Genomic DNA, 17,385 nt, shown 5'->3' with positions numbered 1-17,385 from the left:
CCGGGCCAGTCGTCAGGGGCAGAACGTGCCGATCCGGTCCGCCACCTCGACCAGGCTGGACATGTCGGAGGCGGCATCCTCGCCGCTCCAGTTCCTGGCGAGCCGGATCGTTGCCAGGTCGTCCGGCAGCAGGGTGACGATGTTGCCGCCCCAGCCGAGCATCATCGGGTACCAGAGCGTGCAGCCCTCCTCGGAGCGGTGCTGCGCATGCCAGAAGGCCATGTGGTAGGCGGGATGAAAGCCGCCGGTCGGCAGGCCCCGCGCTTGCGGGCCCGGCAGGATGTCGGCGAGCTTGCCCCGGTGCAGGATCTGGGTGCCGTCATGCGCCCCCTCCTCCTGAAACAGGGTCGCGATCTTCACCAGGTCGCCGATGGTCGGGTAGAGGCCGAAGGCCATCAGCGCCTGCCCGGCGCGCCCGTCGGCTTCCAGGGTCTTGTTGATCGGCAGCGCCTGGATGCCGATCGGGCCATAGACCTCCTGCTCCATCATCGCCCACAGACCGGCGTCCGCGCCTTCCTGCGCCTGCAGGTAGCGCTTCATCGCGACACCCAGCAGGAACATGTCCTGGTCGCGGTAGCGGGCGACCTCCCCCGGCCCCCAGGGGTAGTTCTTGGCGATCCGCAGGATCGTATCGATCTTGTCCTGCTCGGAGCGCGCCTCGTACCACTGCGGATAGGTCTCATCGAGCTCGCCGTCGCCGATCAGGTTCGGGGCGGTCTCGGTGCTGCCGTTGCCGATCCCGGTTGCCATGTTCAGCGCATCGCCGAAGGTGACCTCCTGCCAGCCCGGATAGTCGGCGGCCTCGGTGACATGGTCGACCAGCTTCGCGTCGAAGACCTCCGGGCCGTATTTCTCGGCCAGGCGCAGAAGGGCCGCCGCGTTCGCCGCCGCCTTGGTCACCGACCAGACCCCGAAGCGCTGGCGCTCGCAGTAGGCGAGGTCGCCGGCAGCGCTGGGACATGACTTCAGGTAGAACACGCCGTCCTTGAGCAGCCCGTCGACCACGATCTCGCCGGCGGTGATCGAGCTGTCGAAGCCTTCCAGCTCGGCGGCCCCGACCTGCGTCTCCAGCTCCGACCAGGGACGGATCTCCACCTGGTTGGCCAAGCTTTCCCGATAGGCCTGCCGCGCCTCGTCCAGGCCGTCCGCCGCGAGCTCCTCGAAACGCGCGGGCGCCAGACCGGCGGCGGTGAAGTAGTCCTCGATGTAATAGGGGGAGGTCTGCTGGACGACCTGGAACTGCAGGCCGCTGACCTGCTCACCCTTGTAGAGGAAGGTCGCGACGCCGTTATGGGTCTCGCCCTCGATCGAGTGCATCAGCGCGAACGGGAACGAGGCGCGCGACCAGCCGCCATCGCCCGGCTCCGACCATACCCGGCCCGGCTGGACGATCATGTCCCAATAGCTTCGCCCCTCCCCGGTGGAGCCGGCACGGATCACGTCCTGCGACACGGGCACCAGCTCGCCCTCTTCGGTGAAGAACGACACCGACAGCGACGGGAAGATCTTCGGGTCCTTGCCCAGCACTTGCCGCGTCGTGAAGGCGTCCGGCGTGGTCGTCATCTCGACCTCGTCCAGATGCAGCGTCCCCTGGAAGGGCTCCAGCGCCGCCGCGGCATCGCTGGGCGGCAGGAAGGCCTGGTTGGCGACCAGGCGCTCCACCCCCTCGCCCTGCAGCACCGCCGCGGTCAGTTCCTCGCGCGCTTCTGCCGCCATGGCGGCAGGCGCTGCGGCGAGGATTGCGGTCAAGGCGGTCCCGATGAACAGGGCTTTCGATGCCGACGGCATGTTCTTCTCCGGATGGTTCCTGTTGCGGCGGCGGAGGATCGGGGGCTGGCCTGCCATGGTCAACCGCGGCTGGCCGTTCCCGCGGGCCATGCGGGAGGCAGGCGCCGGACCGCGGCAGGCCCGGCCGATGCTCCGATCCAACGTCGGCCGCAGCGATTGAGCCCTGGCAGTTGGGTCGGATAAATTCTACAAATCCGGCAGGGCCAACTGTCTCGGAACGCCGTCGCATGCGCATCCTGTTCGCCGCCGCCATCGCCTCGTCGGGCCTGCTCGCCGTCCAGGCCGAGGCCGCCACCCTCGACCGCATCAAGGAGACGGGCGTCCTCACCCTGGGATACAGAGCCGACGCGGTGCCCTTCTCGTTCGAGAACGACATCGGCGAGCCGGCGGGCTACAGCGTCGCCCTGTGCAAGGTGGTCGCCGCCGAGGTGAAGAGCGAGCTGAAGCTCGACAAGCTCGAGGTGCGCTACGTCAAGGTGACCGGCGAGGATCGCTTCAAGGCGGTGAGCGAGGGCCGGATCGACCTTCTGTGCGGCGCCACCACGCAGACCCTGTCCCGGCGCGAGCAGGTGGACTTCTCCCTGCCGACCTTCGCCACCGGCTCGACCCTGCTTTATCGTCAGGATGGCCCGCAGAACTTCGAACAGCTGGCCGGCCAGAAGATCGGCGTGCATGCCGGCACCACCACCGAATCGGGCCTGAAGCAGGCTCTGGCCGACCAGCAGTTCCAGGCCGATCTGGTCGCGGTGGACAGCCACGAGCAGGGCGTGGCCGACCTGGCCGCCGGCAAGATCGCCGCCTATTTCGGCGATGGCGCGATCCTCTTGTACCAGTGGCGGCAGAGCCCGGACCGCGACAAGCTGATGATCTCGGACCAGTTCTTCTCGAACGAGCCTTATGCCCTGGCGCTGCCCAAGGATGACGGCGCGTTCCGGCTGGCGGTCGACCGCGCGCTGGCCAAGCTCTACCGCAGCGGCGGGATCATCGATCTGTTCGGCGCCACGTTCGGCAGCGACGCCTCGCCCTCGGAGATCGTCCGGGCGCTCTACGCGATCAACGCCCTGCCCGAGTGACCGGCGCTCCGGCCGCGCCCGTCTCGATGCGGTGCGGCCGGAGCAGCCTCAGTCGCTCAGCTCGATCATGAGCATGACCATGCAGTCCGGGGTGCCCTGCCAGGGCCGCCCGAAATCGGCCTGGACGATCGCGTAGCCCGGTTGTCCGCGGCCGGTGATCCTCAGCCGCATCCCGCTCCCCGCCGGCACGCCCGGATCCGCTTCTTTTCCCTCGACCTGGATCAGGTCGAGGCCCTCCGGCACGCGCAGCCTCCAGCGGCAGCCCGCTACCGGATAGCCGGCAAGCGATTCCTCGTGGGTCCCATGTGCTGCCATGCGCACGTGCCGGATCTCGTCCTTCACCTCCGGGACGGCCTTCGTCCCCGCCAGGTGCCCGAGCCCCGTGTTCTGCCGACGGACATGCGACGCACTCCTGCCAGGCCATGGCTGCACTATCCGCCAACCATACACGACCTCCCCCGGACTGGGAGTGCCAATCCTCACAAGCCATCTTCCAGTACCGCTTCAGTTGCCCAGAACGAAGTCCAGGATCAGCTTCAGGTTCAGGACGATGATCAGCAGCGCGATGGCCCAGCCGACCGCCAGCTGCCAGCCCGGCGCCACCAGCGGGCCAAGCCGGCGGCGGTCGGCGGCGAACATCATCAGCGGCACCACCGCAAAGGGCAGTTGCAGCGAGAGGATCACCTGACTGAGGATCAGGAGCTGCGCAGTGCCGCCCTCGCCATAGATCCAGGTCACCGCCACCGCCGGCACGATCGCGATCAGCCGGGTCACCAGCCGGCGCAGGACCGGCGAAAGCCGCAGGCGCAGGAAGCCCTCCATCACGACCTGGCCGGCCAGGGTGGCGGTGACGGTCGAATTGATGCCGGACAGGAGCAGGGCCACCGCGAACAGGCTGGCGGCAAGCGCGCTGCCGAGCAGCGGGGCCATCAGCCGATGGGCATCCTGGATCTCGGCGACCTCGGTCCGGCCGCTGGCGTGGAAGGTCGCCGCCGCGGTGATCAGGATCGCGGAGTTGATCACCAGGGCGAGGGTCAGCGCCAGGCTGCTGTCCAGCGCGGCGTAGCGGATCGCCTCCCTCTTGGCGGCCACGTCCGGGCCGATCGCCCGTGACTGCACCAGGGCGGTGTGCAGGTAGAGATTGTGGGGCATCACCGTGGCGCCGATGATGCTCATGGCGATGTAGAGCTGCTGGCTGTCCGTCACCACCGAGGCCTGCGGCAGGTAGCCCTGCAGCACCTCCCCCCAGACCGGATGGGCAATGGCGAGCTGGCCGACGAAGCAGGCCAGGATGAGCGTGATCAACCCGAAGATCAGCGCCTCCACCCAGCGCACGCCCTTGTGCTGCAGCCAGAGGATCAGGAAGGCATCCAGCGCGGTCAGCACCACGCCATAGAGCAGGGGGATGCCGAACAGCAGTTCCAGCGCGATCGCCGTGCCGATCAGCTCGGCCAGGTCGGTGGCGCAGATGGCGGTCTCGGCCATGATCCAGAGCGGCACCGCCACCGGCCGCGGGAAGCGCTCCCGGCAGAGCTGCGCCAGGTCGCGGCCGGTGGCGATGCCGATCCGGGTGCACAGGGCCTGCAGCAGGATCGCCATCAGCGAGGACAGCAGCGCCACGGAAAGCAGCGTGTAGCCGAACGCCGAGCCGCCGGCGAGGGCGGTCGCCCAGTTACCGGGATCCATGTAGCCCACGGCCACCAGGTAGCCCGGCCCGAGGAACACCATGAACTTGCGCAGGAAGCCGCCGGCATTGGGAACGGCCACGCTGCGATGCACCTCCGGAAGGCTCCGTCCGAGGTCAGGCGTGGTCAGCTCGGCGGAAGCGGCGCCGGTTTCGCCCGGAGATGCCATCGGATTTCCCTGAAAAGGCGTCGCGCCGTCACGAACAGAGCCTCGCGGGTGCCAGGGTTCCGGGCGGCTCCCTTGCCAGGACGACGCCTTCGCCGCCTAGAACAGCCGGGCGCCGTTCGGGACCGGGCGCTCCACGGCGGCAAGGACGACCCGGCCGTCCTGGTCGGGAAAGCCCAGCACCAGCACTTCCGAGACCACCCGGGCAATCTGGCGCGGCGGGAAGTTCACCACCGCCGCCACCTGGCGCCCGATCAGGTCCTCGGTCTGGTACAGATCGACCAGTTGCGCCGAGCTGGTCCGGATCCCGATCTCCGGCCCGAAATCCACCGACAGCTTGTAGGCCGGCTTGCGCGCCGCGACGTTGGGCGTGCAGGCGACGATCGTGCCGGCCCGGATGTCGACCTTGAGAAAATCATCGAAGGATATGGTCAAGGCAGCCTCCCCCGGGGCTGGAAAAACAAGAACGGCGGCCGGATCACCGGCCGCCGTCCAGGGGTTCGATCAGGAAGAAGAAGGGGTCAAGCGGCCTTGTCGTAGGCAGCCTTGATCTCTTCCATCTGCTCCATCGCCCGGTCGTTGAGGAGCTGGAAGGCCTCGCTCTGCGACTTGGTGACGACGTCGCCCAGTTCCTTGGCCTCGGCGAGGATCTTCTCGAAGGCCTTCTTCGAGGCGTCGACCTGCTTCTCGACGCCGATCCGGCTGTCCTTCTCGGCCATCAGCGCCTGCATCAGCGAGGTGGCCTCGGCCAGGGTCTGCTGGAACAGGGCGAGCTGGCGCTGGAACACCGCCTGCACGCCGTCCACCATCGCCGCCTGAGCCTTGAAGAAGGCGTCGACGTTCTTCTGGTGCTGCGTGAAAAGGAGCTCGAAGCGTGGGGCGGCCGCGCCGAACGACTTGTCCATGCCGAACTTGGCCGGGTCGAACCCGAACTTCGCCGGGTCGAAGCCGAACTTGGCGGGATCGAAGCCAAAGGTCTTGGGATCGAAACCCAGACGCTGCGCGAACTCGGCCTGGGCCTGGGCGATCTGGTCGAATGCATCGGCCATGGGCTTCATCGCGCTCTTGGCGGTGGCGCTGGTCTTGTCCACGGTCTCCGCGCTGGTGTCGGCCACCTTGGACGCCTGGTCCGCCGCAGCCGTGGACACCTTCTCGGCCGCAGCCTTGGTCGTCTTCGGGATGCTGGTCTCGCTCATGACTTCACCTTCAGCAAAAGCATCGTGCCGAGCAACTCGACCCATGTGCCTATCTCGCGCTGCGGTATGAGTCCGTCAAGTTTTATTGTGCATCGCAGCAATGATGCATGCCCAGTCAAACTGCCGCAGGTTCGGCCTCCTTTGCCCGCCGCTTGGGCATGAACCGGCAGAGATTGCGGGCAGTCTGCTCCAGCCGCGCCAGCCCCTGGTCCAGCTCCGCCAGGGTCTTCGCCTGCTCCGGGTCCTCGTCGCGCATCCATACCCGCAGGACGCGCAGGTAGAGCAGCCCCACCCCCTTGCGGGCGAGCAGCGCCGCCGGCCCACGGATCCCGGCGGCATCGACGATCTCGACGACCGAGCGGGTGAGGTTGCAGAAACCCACGCCCGCCGCCTCCAGGTCGCCGCGGCTTTCCTTGGCCACGCGGCGCAGGGCCTCGCGGTAGGGCTTCATCGCGTCGAAGCGGCGCATGATCAGCTCGAACAGCCGGTCGCGCGTGCTCATGTCGTCGAGGTCGGCGGCGGAGAGCTCGAGCATGCGGGAGTCCAGCCGCTTGCCCAGCTCGTGCAGCACGGCGGTGCGGCACGGGAACTGGGCGTAGACCTCGCCCACCGGCACGCCCAGCTCGCGGGCGAGCTCCACGAGGCTGAAGCCGCGCCAGCCGCCGGTCTCGATCATGGCGAGTGCCGTATCGAGCGGGTCGCGCATCGACATCGGTGCCGCGGTGTCCGCGGCCTTGGGCTTCCTGGCCATCTCCGTCCCTTTCCCGATCGGGACGGTCAGCCCAGCTCCTCGGAGCGTCTGGCCGCCGCCGCGATCGCCTTGTCGAACAATTGCTGGATGCCGTCATCCGCCATCAGCACCGCCAGGGCTTCCTGGGTGGTGCCGTTCGGGCTGGTGACGTTCTTGCGCAGCTGGGCGGCCGGCTCGGGCACGAGCCGCGCCAGTTCGCCGCTTCCTGATACCGTGGTACGTGCGAGCCGCATCGCCAGATCTGCCGGCAGGCCGAGTTTCTCGGCAGCCGCGGCCATTGCCTCGATCAGCAGGAACACATAGGCGGGGCCGCCCCCCGACATGGCGGTGACGACGTGCATCAGCTGCTCGTCCTCGATCCAGTCGGTGGTGCCCACCGCCGCCATCAGCTGCTCGGCCAGGCGGCGCTGGTCCGGGCTGGCATGGCCGTTCGCCACCAGCACGCTGGCGCCCCGCCCGACCGCCGCCGGGGTGTTTGGCATGGCGCGCACCACCGGGGTGCCATGGCCGAAATAGCCTTCATAGGTGGCGATCGTCTTGCCGGCCGCCACCGAGAGCACCAGCCCGCCGCGCTGCACGAACGGCCGGAAGCCGGCGGCGGCGGCGTCCATCATCTGCGGCTTCACGGCCAGCACGATCACGTCGGGCGCCAGGTCGGCCGGAAGCTCCTCGGCCTTGAACACCCAGTCCACGCCCCGCGGCACCCCGGCGGTCGGCCCGGGCTCCACCACATGGGCGTTGGCGGCGGGCAGGCCCGCCGCCAGCCAGCCATGAAGCATGGCGGAGCCCATCTTGCCACAGCCGACCAGCAGCACGCGCGCGGTGGCCAGATCGTTCTGCGGCTCGGTGGTCACGCCTCGCCCTCCGTCTCCAGCAGGGCGGCCATCATCGCCTCGGCCGGCTTCTTGCCGCCCCAGACCACGAACTGGAAGGCCGGGAAGAACCGCTCGCACTCGCCCACCGAGATGTCGACGATGTCCTCGATCAGTTCCAGCGACGGCAGGGCGCTCTCGCGCACCAGCATGCCGTGGCGGAACACCGGCAGGTCCTCGTCCGACCACAGGTCGAAATGACCGAGCCAGAGCTTCTCGTTGGCGAGCGCCAGGAGCTGGCGGATCGGCTCGCGCTTCTTGGCCGGCACCTTGAGGTCGAGCGCGGTCGTGAAGTGCAGCACCCAGAGGTCGGGGTTCCAGGTGATCATCAGCTGGTAGCGGCACCAGGACCCGACGACCTCCACGGTCAGCTCGTCGTCGTCCTTGCGGACACAGTCCCATTCCCGGAGCTGGGCTAGGTGTTCGATCATTTCGAGTGGGTTCGACGCAGGTTCGTCGTCTTCGGCCACTTCGGAGCGCATGATCGTCAATGGCTTCTCCTGACGAAGGGATCCCTGGCCGGGGATCCTTGGAAAATGGTCGGCGTCGGGCGCGCTCTGCCCCGAGCATGCCTCAGGCGTTGCTTGTCGACAACGCGGGAGCCATGTTCTACTCGCCCATCAGTCGATTTCGGATGCTGTTTTCTCCAGAATTGCCACACGTGCCTCGAGGGCGGCGATCCGCTCCATCAGGACGTCCTGTTCCTCGCGAGCCTTCTGAGCCATGGCCCGGACCGCGGCGACCTCGTCGGCGGTCGGCAGGTCCATCTCGGCCATCAGCCGCTCGACTCGTTCCTTGACGCGGGTTTCGATCTCCTCCTTCACCGCGCCGAACGTGCTCACCGCTCCGCCGGCCACCTTGGCCAGATCGTCGAACAACCGGCTCGTGGTCTGCATCTTGTCCTCCATGCGCGACGGCTACGTCCGCTTGCCTATATGGGTCTTCCCCTGGCCGGCGCAAAGACTAGGCTGTCGCGCGGTTCGCTCCGGCCTCGCTTGAAGCCGTCGCTCCCAACCGGCATGACCGCGCTCGCACCCAGCCGCACCCGGAACAGACCTTGCCCCCGTTGCTCGCCATCGCCTTCCCTAACATTGACCCAGTCATCGTCCAGTTCGGGCCGTTCGCCCTGCGCTGGTATGCCCTGGCCTATGTCGGCGGCCTCCTGCTCGGCTGGTACCTGACCAAGCGCCTGGTCACCCGGCCGGGCTGGCGGATCACCCCGGAAGATGTCGACGACCTCCTGTTCTTCATCACGCTGGGCGTGATCCTGGGCGGCAGGCTCGGCTACGTGCTGTTCTACAACCTGCCCTCCTATCTGGAGAATCCTGCCCAGATCCTGATGGTCTGGCAGGGCGGCATGTCGTTCCATGGCGGCCTGATCGGCGTGCTGGTGGCGATGTGGTGGTTCGCCCGCTCGCGCCGCGTGCCGTTTCTGGACGTGGCCGACGCGGTGGCGGCGGTGACACCCCTGGGCCTGCTGTTCGGCCGGATCGCCAACTTCATCAACGGCGAATTGTACGGCCGGGTCACCGACCTGCCGTTCGGCGTGGTCTTCCCGAACGGCGGCCCGGAACCGCGCCATGCCAGCCAGCTCTACGAGGCCTTCCTGGAGGGCCTGGTCCTGCTGATCGCGGTGCAATGGCTGGCGCTCAGGCCGCGCACCCCGGAGGATCGCGGCCTGATCGGCGGCACCTTCCTGTTCGGCTACGGGCTTGCCCGCTTCCTGGTCGAGTTCGCCCGGGAGCCCGACGCGCAGCTGGGCTACCTGATGGGCGGCCTGACCATGGGCCAGCTTTTGTCCCTGCCGGTGGCGCTGGTCGGGCTGTGGCTGATCCTGCGCACCCGCCGGGCGGTCCGCCCGGCATGAGCGGGCCGCTGCTGCAGCTCCTGCGCCGCAAGATCGAGGCGGAAGGCCCGATCCGGCTGGACGAGTGGTGGCAGACCTGCCTCTACCATCCGGGCCATGGCTATTATGCGACCCGGGTGCCGCTGGGGGCCGACTTCATCACCTCGCCGGAAATCTCCCAGGTCTTCGGCGAGCTGATCGGCCTGTCGCTCGTCCAGGCCTGGCTGGACCAGGGATCGCCGGCGCCCGCCACCCTGGCGGAGATCGGGCCCGGCAAGGGCACGCTGATGGCGGACGCGTGGCGGGCGCTGGGCGTGGCTCCGGGTGCGCGGGAAGCCCTGGCGCCGCTGGCGCTGGTCGAGGTCAGCGCCTCGATGCGCAGCTTCCAGACCAACCGCCTGCGCGGCCTGCCGGTGCGCTGGTACGACACGCTGGAGCACGCGCCCGCGGCCGGCCCCCTGTTCCTCGTCGCCAACGAGCTGCTCGACGCCCTGCCGATCCGCCAGCTCGTTCACCTGTCCGGGCTCTGGTTCGAGCGCAAGGTCGGGATCAGCGGCAGCGGCCATCTCGGCCTGATGCTGGATCCGCGTCCCTCGGCGCTGGGCCCCGCGCTGCCCGCCTGCCCGGACGGCTCGATCCACGAGATCTCCCCTGCCCGCGAGATCATGGCCCGCTCGATCGCCGAGCGCCTGGTCGCCGCCGGCGGCGCCGCGCTCCTGATCGACTATGGCGACGTCTACCAGGGAGCCACCGGCGACACGGTGCAGGCAGTGCGCGGCCACAAGAAGATCCACGACCCGTTCGACCTGCCGGGCGAGGTCGACCTGACCAGCCGGGTCGACTTCGGCCCGGTCGTGGCGGCGTTCCGCGCCGCCGGCTGCGAGGTCGCCGGCCCGGTGCCGCAGGGCGAGTATCTGCGCGCGTTGGGCATCGAGCCGCGCACCGAGGCCCTGGCCCGCAACCTCGACGAGGCCGCCGCCGCCGATCTGTGGAGCCGCAGCCAGCGCCTGGTCGACCCGGCGCGGATGGGCCGCCTGTTCAAGGTGCTGGGCGTGGCAGCACCCGGCCGCCCGCTGCCGCCGGGCTTTCCTGCCCCCGACACGTCCGTCCCCGAAGGCGCCGCCCCGTGAGAACCACCACCGCCCTCCTGGACAGCCGCCCGGGCATCCGCCACGGCTTCTTCGGCCGCCAGGGCGGCACCAGCCAGCCGCCCTATGACAGCCTGAACATGGCGCTGCGCACCGGCGACGAGCGCGCCCGGGTCCTGGCCAACCGGCGGATCGTGGCCGAGGCCCTGGAAGGCCGGGAGCTCGTGGTCGCCCGCCAAGTCCACGGCACCGACACGGTCCGGGTCGCCACGCCCTGGGCACCCGACGATGCGCCCGACGCCGACGCGCTGGTCACCACCGAGCCGGGCCTGGTCCTGGCGGTCACCACCGCCGACTGCGCGCCGATCCTCCTGGGCGACGCGGACGCAAGGGTGATCGGCGCCGCCCATGCCGGCTGGAAAGGCGCGCTGTCCGGCATCGTCGAGAGCGTCGTGCAGGCGATGGCGGAGGCCGGCGCCGATCCGGCCCGGATCGCCGCCGCGGTCGGTCCCTGCATCCAGCGGCGCTCCTACCAGGTCGGCCCGGAGTTCGAAGCGCGCTTTTTGGAGGAGGATCCGGCCTCCGAGGCCTTCTTCACCGCCGGCCGCGGCGACCGCGCCTATTTCGACCTGGAATCCTATGTCTGCATGCGCCTGGGCCGTGCCGGCGTGCGCACCGTGCAGGCCAGCGGCCTGGACACCGTCGCCCTGCCCGAGCGCTTCTTCAGCTACCGGCGCACCACGCTTGCCGGCGGCGGCCCGTTCGGGACCCAGGCCAGCGCCATCGTGCTGGCCTGAGGCCGGCCGCTATTCGCCTGTCTGCAGCAGGAGTCCCCGCTTGCGGACCGAGCGGAACAAGAGGGCGTACACGCCCGTCCCGATCGCCAGCCAGACCGCCAGCAGACCCAGCGCCTGGGCGAACAGCCCGGTGTCGAAGCGGTTGTCGATCACCACCGCCCGCATTCCCTCGAACACCGGGGCCGTCGGCAGGCACCAGGCGATCGCCTGCACCCAGCCGGGCAGAGTCTCGATCGGGTAGAACACGCCGGACAGCGGCTGGATCAGGAAGATCGCCGCCCAGGCCAGGCTCTCCGCGCCCATCCCCAGGCGCATCACCGTGCCGGAGATCATCAGCCCGATCGACCAGCCAAAGCCCATCAGCACCGCCATGAACAGGACGGTCGACCAGCCGAGCGCGCCGCCGATCCAGAAGCCGTGGATCGGGATCGCCAGCAGCGCCGCCCCGCCCACGCCCAGGCTCACCCGGATCATCGCGATCAGGAACACCGCGAAAACATGCTCGTAGGGCCGCAGCGGGCTGGTGAAGAGATGGCCGAAATGCCTTGCGTACATCTCTTCCAGAAAGCTCAGGCTGACGCCCAGCTGACCTCGGAACAAAACGTCCCAGAGCAGCACGGCCGAGAGGAAGATCCCGGCCGCGTTGGCCACCAGCGAGCTTTCGGTCGCCAGGAACCGGGTGATGAACCCCCACAGGATCACCTGCACGGTCGGCCAGTAGACCAGGTCCAGCATGCGCGGCCAGGACGCGGTCAGGAGGTACCAGTGCCGGCGGAACACGCCGCGGATCCGGCGCAGCGACAGGCCGAGCGCGCTCATGCCTCCTCCATGCGCCGCGAGCGGCCGCGCGCGATGTCGAGGAACACCTCCTCCATGTCGGTCCGGCCGTAGCGCGCCAGCAGCTCGGCCGGCGAGCCCTCCGCCACCAGCCGGCCGGCCTTCAGCATCACCACGTGGTGGGCCAGCCGCTCGACCTCCAGCATGTTGTGCGAGGCCAGCAGCACGGCGGCACCGCGCTCGGCCTGGTAGTCGGCCAGCATCTGGCGCAGCCGGTCGGCGGTGTCGGGATCGAGCGATGCGGTCGGCTCGTCCAGGAGCAGGAGGTCCGGCTGGTTGATCAGGGCCTTGGCCAGCACCACCCGGGTCTTCTGCCCGGCCGAGAGCCGCCCGGTCGGCCGGTCGATGAAGGCGCTTAAGTCCAGCCGCTCCACCAGTTCGGCGATCCGCCCGGCCGTGTCCGGGATCCCGTACAGGTCGGCATAGACCTTCAGGTTCTGCCGCACGGTCAGGCGCAGCGGCAGGTCGACATAGGGCGAGGAGAAGTTCATGCGCGGCAGGAGGCGGTTGCGCTGGCGCGGCATCGGCAGGCCGAAGATCTCGATCGAGCCGGCCGAGGGGGCGAGCAGCCCCAGCAGCATGGCGATGGTGGTGGTCTTGCCCGCACCGTTCGCGCCGAGCAGGGCGGTGGTCCGCCCGGCCGGGATCGCGAAGCTCAGCCCGTCCACCGCCACCACCTGCCCGTAGCGCTTGACCAGCCCGTCGACCCGCACCGCCACCGGCGCGGTCACTGCACGAAGCCCTGTTCCCGGTAGAACTCCGCGGCGCCGGGGTGGAGCGGGACTTCCATGCCGTCCAGCGCATGGGCGAGGTCCAGGTCGATCAGGCGCGGATGGACGTTGCGCAGGAAGGCCTGGGACTGGGGATGCCAGAAGGCCTGGGTGATGCCGTGCACCAGTTCGGCCGGCACGTCGGCCGAGACCAGCCAGAGGGCGCGGATCGCGATGGTCGGGCTGGCATAGGCGCGGGCATAGGTGCCAGCCTCGATGGTGGCGCGGGTGAAGAACGAACTGTCCTTGAGCAGGCGATCGACGGCGCCGCCGTCGATCCCGACCAGCTGGGCGTCCAGGGCCGAGAGGGCTTCGGACACCACCTCGGCCGGCGCCCCGGCGATCAGGAACATCCCGTCCAGCGTGCCGAGCCGCATCCGGCCCAGCGCTTCCACGGCATCGATCTCGACGAGGGTGACGTCGCTGGCAGTCAGCCCGAACGCATCCAGCACCCGGTGGACGGTGATCGCGGTGCCGGAGCCGGGCGAGCCGATCGCCACCTTCCTTCCGCGCAGGTCGCGGATCGCGGCGATCTTGGAGGTGGGCATCACCACCAGATGCAGGGCCTCGTCGAACAGCGAGCAGATGCCGCGCAGCTTCTGGAACGGGGGGCTTCCCTGGAACGGGCCCTCGCCATTGGCGGCGAAATGGGCGATGTCGGCCTGGCAGAATCCGCTTTCCACCTCGGCGCTCTCGATCGCCTCGACGTTCTCCACCGAGCCGCGCGAGGACTGCACCAGGGCCACCAGGCCCTCCACGCCGCAGCCACCGCCCAGCCGGCAGGGCCGCCCGCCCTCGGGCGCGCCGATCACGCCGGCGATCGCGGTGCCGACCGGATAATAGGTCCCGGATGGCGCGCCGGTGAGGATCCGGAAGAAGCTCGCGGCTTGGCCGGAGGTCGACAGGCCGGCCAGCCCGGCAACGACCCCGAGCGACCCCAGCACCGAACGGCGAGACAGAGACATCAGTCCCTCGAGTGACCGAGACAAAAACGGAGATAGATGTCCATGTTAGCGTTGCCAAGGCGAATGGGCAGGATTCGCCGGAATGCCTGGCCGCTGTGGCCGCCGCACCTGGGGTCGCCGGGAAACTGGTGCCAGATCGTCTTGCCGACTGGTGCCAAAGACTGGCGGTCCCATGCTCCGGCTTCTACCGTCTTGCATCGAGCCGCACCAAGGAAGCCACGATGCGCATCGGTGTCCCGAAGGAAATCAAGACCCACGAGTATCGGGTCGGTCTCGTCCCCTCCAGCGTGCGCGAGCTTGCGCATCACGGCCACGAGGTCAGCGTCGAGACCGGGGCCGGCGCCGGCATCGGCTATGACGACGACGCCTATGCCCGCGCCGGCGCAAAGATCGTGGCGACCCCGGACGAGATCTTCGCCGGCACCGACATGGTGGTGAAGGTCAAGGAGCCGCAGCTTCACGAATGCGCCATGCTGCGCCCGGGCCAGATCCTGTTCACCTACCTGCACCTCGCCGCCGACAAGCCGCAGACCGAGGCGCTGATGGCATCCGGCGCGGTCTGCATCGCGTACGAGACCGTCACCGACAAGCGCGGCCGGCTGCCCCTGCTGACGCCCATGTCCGAGGTCGCCGGGCGGATGTCGATCCAGGTGGGCGCGCACTGCCTGGAAAAGGCGCAGGGCGGCTCCGGCACCCTTCTGGGCGGGGTGCCGGGCGTGCCGGCCGGGCGGGTGGTGATCATCGGCGGCGGCGTGTCCGGCACCAATGCCGCGCGCATGGCGATGGGCATGGAAGCGGCGGTCACCGTGATCGACCGCTCGCTGGAGCGGCTCAACGAGCTCGACCTGCAGTTCGGCCCGACGCTGAACACGATCTTCTCCACCATCGACGCGATCGAGCAGCACGTCACCGCCGCCGACCTGGTGATCGGTGCCGTGCTGATCCCGGGTGCCGCGGCGCCCAAGCTGGTCACCCGGCAGATGATCGCCGGGATGAAGCCGGGCTCGGTATTCGTGGACATCGCCATCGACCAGGGCGGCTGCGCGGAGACCTCCAAGCCCACCAGCCATGCGGACCCGACCTACGAGGTCGACGGCGTGATCCATTACTGCGTGACCAACATGCCGGGCGCCGTCGCCCGCACCTCCACCCATGCCCTGAACAACGCCACCCTCCCCTATGCCCTGGCGCTGGCCAACAAGGGCTGGAAGGCGGCGATCAAGGCCGATCCCGGTCTGGCCGAAGGCCTGAACGTGGCGCATGGCAAGCTCACCTACCAGGCGGTCGCCAATTCGCTGGACCTGCCGTTCACCGACCGAACCCGGCTGGAATGAGCCATCCCTCGACCCGGGAGCGGCGCGCCATCCCCTGGGCGCTGCTGTTCGCCCGCATCGGCGGCCAGGGCCGCTCCCTGCAGAGCCGGATCCGGCAGATGATCACCGGTGCTGTGCTGGGCGGACACCTGCCCGCCGGCGCCGCGGTCCCGTCGTCGCGCGCCCTGGCCGGCGCCCTCGACGTCGCCCGCAACACCGTGGTGCTCGCCTACCAGCAGCTGGTCGCCGAAGGCTTTTTGGAGCCGCGGCCCCGGTCGGGCTTCGTGGTGGCGCCGCGGGTGGCGATCCCGCCCACCCGGCCGATCCTGCCGAACGGCTCGACCGTGGCCTGGCGGCGGCGCCTGATCGCGACGCCCTCGTCGCAACGCAACGTCGGCAAGCCCGACGACTGGCAGCAGCGCCGCTACCCGTTCCTGTACGGCCAGTACGACCCGATCCTGTTCCCGCGCGCGGAATGGCGCGACTGCGTCCGCCAGGCCATGTCGGTGCTGGAGGTGCGCGACTGGGCCAAGGACCTGATCGACGGCGACGATCCCGAGCTGATCGAGCAGCTGCGCACCCGGGTCCTGCCCCGGCGCGGCATCTGGGCCGCCGCCGACGAGATCGTGATCACGCTGGGTGCCCAGCAGGCCCTCTACCTGCTGGCCTCGCTGCTGGTCAGCCCGGACACCACGGTCGGCATCGAGAACCCGGGCTATCCGGACGCCCGCAACATCCTGTCCCTGCGCACCACGCGGCTGCGCCCGCTGCCGGTGGACAGCCACGGCCTGGTGGTCGACCGGCGCCTGGACGGCTGCGACCTGGTCCTGCTCACGCCCGGCCACCAGTGCCCGACCACGGTCACCATGCCCCAGCACCGGCGCGAGGCGCTGCTGGCCGACGCCCATGCCGGCGACCGGATCGTGATCGAGGACGATTACGACACGGTGGACGGCCTGGCCGACGAGCCGGTGCCGGCGCTCAAGTCCATGGACAAGGACGGCCGGGTGATCCACGTGGGCTCGCTCTCCAAGACCCTGGCCCCCGGGCTGCGCCTGGGCTTCGTCGTGGCCCCCGCCCCGGTGATCCAGGAGGCGCGGGCGCTGCGCCGCCTGATGCTGCGCCATCCGCCTGCCAACAACCAGCGCGCCCTGGCGCTGTTTTTGGCCCATGGCCACCACGAGACGGTGCTGCGCCGGATGCGCAAGGCGTTCACCGAGCGCGCCCGCGCCCTGGAGGACAGCCTGCGCCAGCACCTGCCGCGGCTGCGCTGGACGATGCGCCCCGGCAGCGGCGGCGCCTGGGTGGAAGGCCCGCCGGACCTGGATTCTACGAAGCTGGCCGAGCGCGCGTTGGCCCACGACCTGCTGCTAGAGCCCGGCACCCCGTTCTTCGCCGACGCCGACCCGCCCCGGAACTATTTCCGCCTGGGCGTCGGCTCGATCCCGACCGACCGGATCCAGCCGGGCGTGCAGCTGCTCGGGCGGCTGATGCGGGAGTGACCGGCGGTTTTCCCGCCGCTGCGGAACTTTTTCGGCTGTTTCGCGCGGCAGCTGCGCCTACAAGCCCAGGGGGCTGCCCTCAGGCAGTGGCTTCCCTACCCCACCCATGTCCGATGTCAGGCGCGCTCGTGACCAGAACCACCGGAGACGCGGCTCCCGGCCGCACCGTCCTCGACCTGCAACTGGCATCGGTCTTCTTCCCGATCCTCCTGGAGCTGGCGAAGGACAAGCGGACCATCACCCAGACCGAGCTGGTCGAGCGCGCCCGGCTGGCGCATCCCCGGCGCAAGATCGTCCAGAACGCCGACCCGCTCGAGACCGGCCGGCGGATGGAGGTGGTGCGCGGCTTCACCCAGGAACAGGGCCTGCCGGACCTGACCTGCCTGGTGGTCCAGGGCGACGCCGAGGGCAACACCGACGGGGCCGACCCGTTCGAGGCCAGGCGCAACGTGTTCTCCACCGACTGGTCGGCCGTAGCCGCCGGGTTCCCGGCCTTCCTGCGCAAGGCCGAGGCCGACCTCGCGCCCAAGGCCAAGCTCACCCGCGACAAGGCGGTGCAGATCATGTGGGAGCACTACAAGGCCAACCAGGCCGCGATCCCCAAGACGATCAACGCGTCGCGCGAGCAGATCATCGCCGACATCCTGGAAGGCTTCGCCGCCGAGGACGCGTTCGCGCGGGCGCTCGCCATGCCGGTGCCGGCACCCGCCCCGGCCAAGCGCGCCCGGCGCTGACG

General features: G+C 69.6%; 19 protein-coding genes. 7 read left to right on the top strand and 12 right to left on the bottom strand.

Features of this window, described 5'->3' with window-relative positions; all coding sequences use genetic code 11:
• Nucleotides 1-12 precede the first annotated feature (12 nt).
• Entirely contained in the window at nucleotides 13-1,788 is a 1,776-nt protein-coding gene (locus GEMRO_RS0113150; RefSeq protein ID WP_205624969.1) for a serine hydrolase, read from the bottom strand.
• Nucleotides 1,789-2,015: 227 nt separating this feature from the next.
• Here GEMRO_RS0113150 and GEMRO_RS29470 point away from each other — a divergent pair, with 227 nt between their 5' ends.
• Complete coding sequence (locus tag GEMRO_RS29470; protein WP_051329031.1) at nucleotides 2,016-2,861, top strand: amino acid ABC transporter substrate-binding protein; 846 nt, start codon at nucleotides 2,016-2,018, stop codon at nucleotides 2,859-2,861.
• Nucleotides 2,862-2,909: 48 nt separating this feature from the next.
• On the opposite strand, the gene GEMRO_RS0113135 is transcribed toward GEMRO_RS29470, so the two are convergent.
• From GEMRO_RS0113135 to GEMRO_RS0113100, 8 genes are all read right to left on the bottom strand, one after another.
• Nucleotides 2,910-3,176 carry a hypothetical protein gene (locus tag GEMRO_RS0113135; RefSeq protein ID WP_205624968.1) on the bottom strand — a complete coding sequence of 89 codons (267 nt, stop codon included), beginning with the start codon at nucleotides 3,174-3,176 and terminating at the stop codon, nucleotides 2,910-2,912.
• Nucleotides 3,177-3,365: 189 nt separating this feature from the next.
• The gene (locus GEMRO_RS0113130; protein ID WP_084506919.1) at nucleotides 3,366-4,715 is read right to left on the bottom strand and encodes an Nramp family divalent metal transporter; all 1,350 of its coding nucleotides are present in this window, start codon (nucleotides 4,713-4,715) and stop codon (nucleotides 3,366-3,368) included.
• 96 nt (nucleotides 4,716-4,811) lie between these two features.
• On the bottom strand, nucleotides 4,812-5,147 hold the full coding sequence (locus GEMRO_RS0113125) for a tRNA-binding protein (RefSeq protein WP_027134357.1): 336 nt from the start codon (nucleotides 5,145-5,147) through the stop codon (nucleotides 4,812-4,814).
• 86 nt (nucleotides 5,148-5,233) lie between these two features.
• Nucleotides 5,234-5,908 carry a phasin family protein gene (locus GEMRO_RS32670; protein WP_051329030.1) on the bottom strand — a complete coding sequence of 225 codons (675 nt, stop codon included), beginning with the start codon at nucleotides 5,906-5,908 and terminating at the stop codon, nucleotides 5,234-5,236.
• A 115-nt stretch (nucleotides 5,909-6,023) separates the two neighbouring features.
• Nucleotides 6,024-6,659: a TetR family transcriptional regulator gene (locus GEMRO_RS0113115; RefSeq protein ID WP_027134356.1), complete on the bottom strand. Its 636-nt coding sequence runs from the start codon at nucleotides 6,657-6,659 to the stop codon at nucleotides 6,024-6,026.
• A gap of 26 nt (nucleotides 6,660-6,685) precedes the next feature.
• On the bottom strand, nucleotides 6,686-7,513 hold the full coding sequence (gene proC / locus GEMRO_RS35295; protein ID WP_276202827.1) for a pyrroline-5-carboxylate reductase: 828 nt from the start codon (nucleotides 7,511-7,513) through the stop codon (nucleotides 6,686-6,688).
• Nucleotides 7,510-7,962, bottom strand: coding sequence for a type III secretion system chaperone family protein (locus GEMRO_RS35290; protein ID WP_240476680.1), 453 nt, complete (start codon nucleotides 7,960-7,962; stop codon nucleotides 7,510-7,512). The genes proC and GEMRO_RS35290 overlap by 4 nt, the downstream gene beginning before the upstream one ends.
• 189 nt (nucleotides 7,963-8,151) lie before the next feature.
• Nucleotides 8,152-8,427 (bottom strand): accessory factor UbiK family protein, encoded by a 276-nt coding sequence (locus GEMRO_RS0113100; protein ID WP_027134353.1) that lies wholly within the window; start codon nucleotides 8,425-8,427, stop codon nucleotides 8,152-8,154.
• 161 nt (nucleotides 8,428-8,588) lie between these two features.
• On the opposite strand from GEMRO_RS0113100, the gene lgt reads away from it, so the two are divergent.
• The 3 genes from lgt to pgeF are packed head-to-tail and all read left to right on the top strand — an operon-like array spanning nucleotide 8,589 to nucleotide 11,262.
• Nucleotides 8,589-9,398 carry a prolipoprotein diacylglyceryl transferase gene (gene lgt, locus GEMRO_RS0113095; RefSeq protein WP_035485283.1) on the top strand — a complete coding sequence of 270 codons (810 nt, stop codon included), beginning with the start codon at nucleotides 8,589-8,591 and terminating at the stop codon, nucleotides 9,396-9,398.
• A complete protein-coding gene (locus GEMRO_RS29460) occupies nucleotides 9,395-10,507 on the top strand; it encodes a class I SAM-dependent methyltransferase (RefSeq protein WP_084506913.1) in 1,113 nt (370 codons plus the stop codon). The genes lgt and GEMRO_RS29460 overlap by 4 nt, the downstream gene beginning before the upstream one ends.
• Nucleotides 10,504-11,262 carry a peptidoglycan editing factor PgeF gene (gene pgeF / locus GEMRO_RS0113085; protein WP_027134351.1) on the top strand — a complete coding sequence of 253 codons (759 nt, stop codon included), beginning with the start codon at nucleotides 10,504-10,506 and terminating at the stop codon, nucleotides 11,260-11,262. Before GEMRO_RS29460 ends, pgeF begins: the two co-directional genes overlap by 4 nt.
• Before the next feature lie 9 nt (nucleotides 11,263-11,271).
• Here pgeF and GEMRO_RS0113080 read toward each other — a convergent pair whose 3' ends face one another.
• The 3 genes from GEMRO_RS0113080 to GEMRO_RS0113070 are packed head-to-tail and all read right to left on the bottom strand — an operon-like array spanning nucleotide 11,272 to nucleotide 13,834.
• Entirely contained in the window at nucleotides 11,272-12,081 is an 810-nt protein-coding gene (locus GEMRO_RS0113080; protein WP_027134350.1) for an ABC transporter permease, read from the bottom strand.
• Nucleotides 12,078-12,830: an ABC transporter ATP-binding protein gene (locus tag GEMRO_RS0113075; RefSeq protein WP_027134349.1), complete on the bottom strand. Its 753-nt coding sequence runs from the start codon at nucleotides 12,828-12,830 to the stop codon at nucleotides 12,078-12,080. Before GEMRO_RS0113075 ends, GEMRO_RS0113080 begins: the two co-directional genes overlap by 4 nt.
• Nucleotides 12,827-13,834, bottom strand: a complete 1,008-nt coding sequence (locus GEMRO_RS0113070; protein WP_035485282.1) for a TAXI family TRAP transporter solute-binding subunit — start codon at nucleotides 13,832-13,834, stop codon at nucleotides 12,827-12,829. Before GEMRO_RS0113070 ends, GEMRO_RS0113075 begins: the two co-directional genes overlap by 4 nt.
• Before the next feature lie 221 nt (nucleotides 13,835-14,055).
• On the opposite strand from GEMRO_RS0113070, the gene ald reads away from it, so the two are divergent.
• The 3 genes from ald (at nucleotide 14,056) to GEMRO_RS29455 (ending at nucleotide 17,383) form a co-directional block, all read left to right on the top strand.
• Complete coding sequence (gene ald / locus GEMRO_RS0113065; protein ID WP_027134347.1) at nucleotides 14,056-15,168, top strand: alanine dehydrogenase; 1,113 nt, start codon at nucleotides 14,056-14,058, stop codon at nucleotides 15,166-15,168.
• Complete coding sequence (gene pdxR, locus GEMRO_RS0113060) at nucleotides 15,165-16,649, top strand: MocR-like pyridoxine biosynthesis transcription factor PdxR (protein ID WP_027134346.1); 1,485 nt, start codon at nucleotides 15,165-15,167, stop codon at nucleotides 16,647-16,649. The genes ald and pdxR overlap by 4 nt, the downstream gene beginning before the upstream one ends.
• A 128-nt stretch (nucleotides 16,650-16,777) precedes the next feature.
• Nucleotides 16,778-17,383 (top strand): hypothetical protein, encoded by a 606-nt coding sequence (locus GEMRO_RS29455; RefSeq protein WP_051329028.1) that lies wholly within the window; start codon nucleotides 16,778-16,780, stop codon nucleotides 17,381-17,383.
• The last annotated feature ends 2 nt before the right edge of the window (nucleotides 17,384-17,385 follow it).

Origin of the sequence: Geminicoccus roseus DSM 18922 (genome assembly GCF_000427665.1) — a bacterium.
Lineage (GTDB): Bacteria > Pseudomonadota > Alphaproteobacteria > Geminicoccales > Geminicoccaceae > Geminicoccus > Geminicoccus roseus.
The sequence above is the reverse complement of the archived record's forward strand: the minus strand, read 5'-3'. Positions and strand labels throughout refer to the sequence as shown.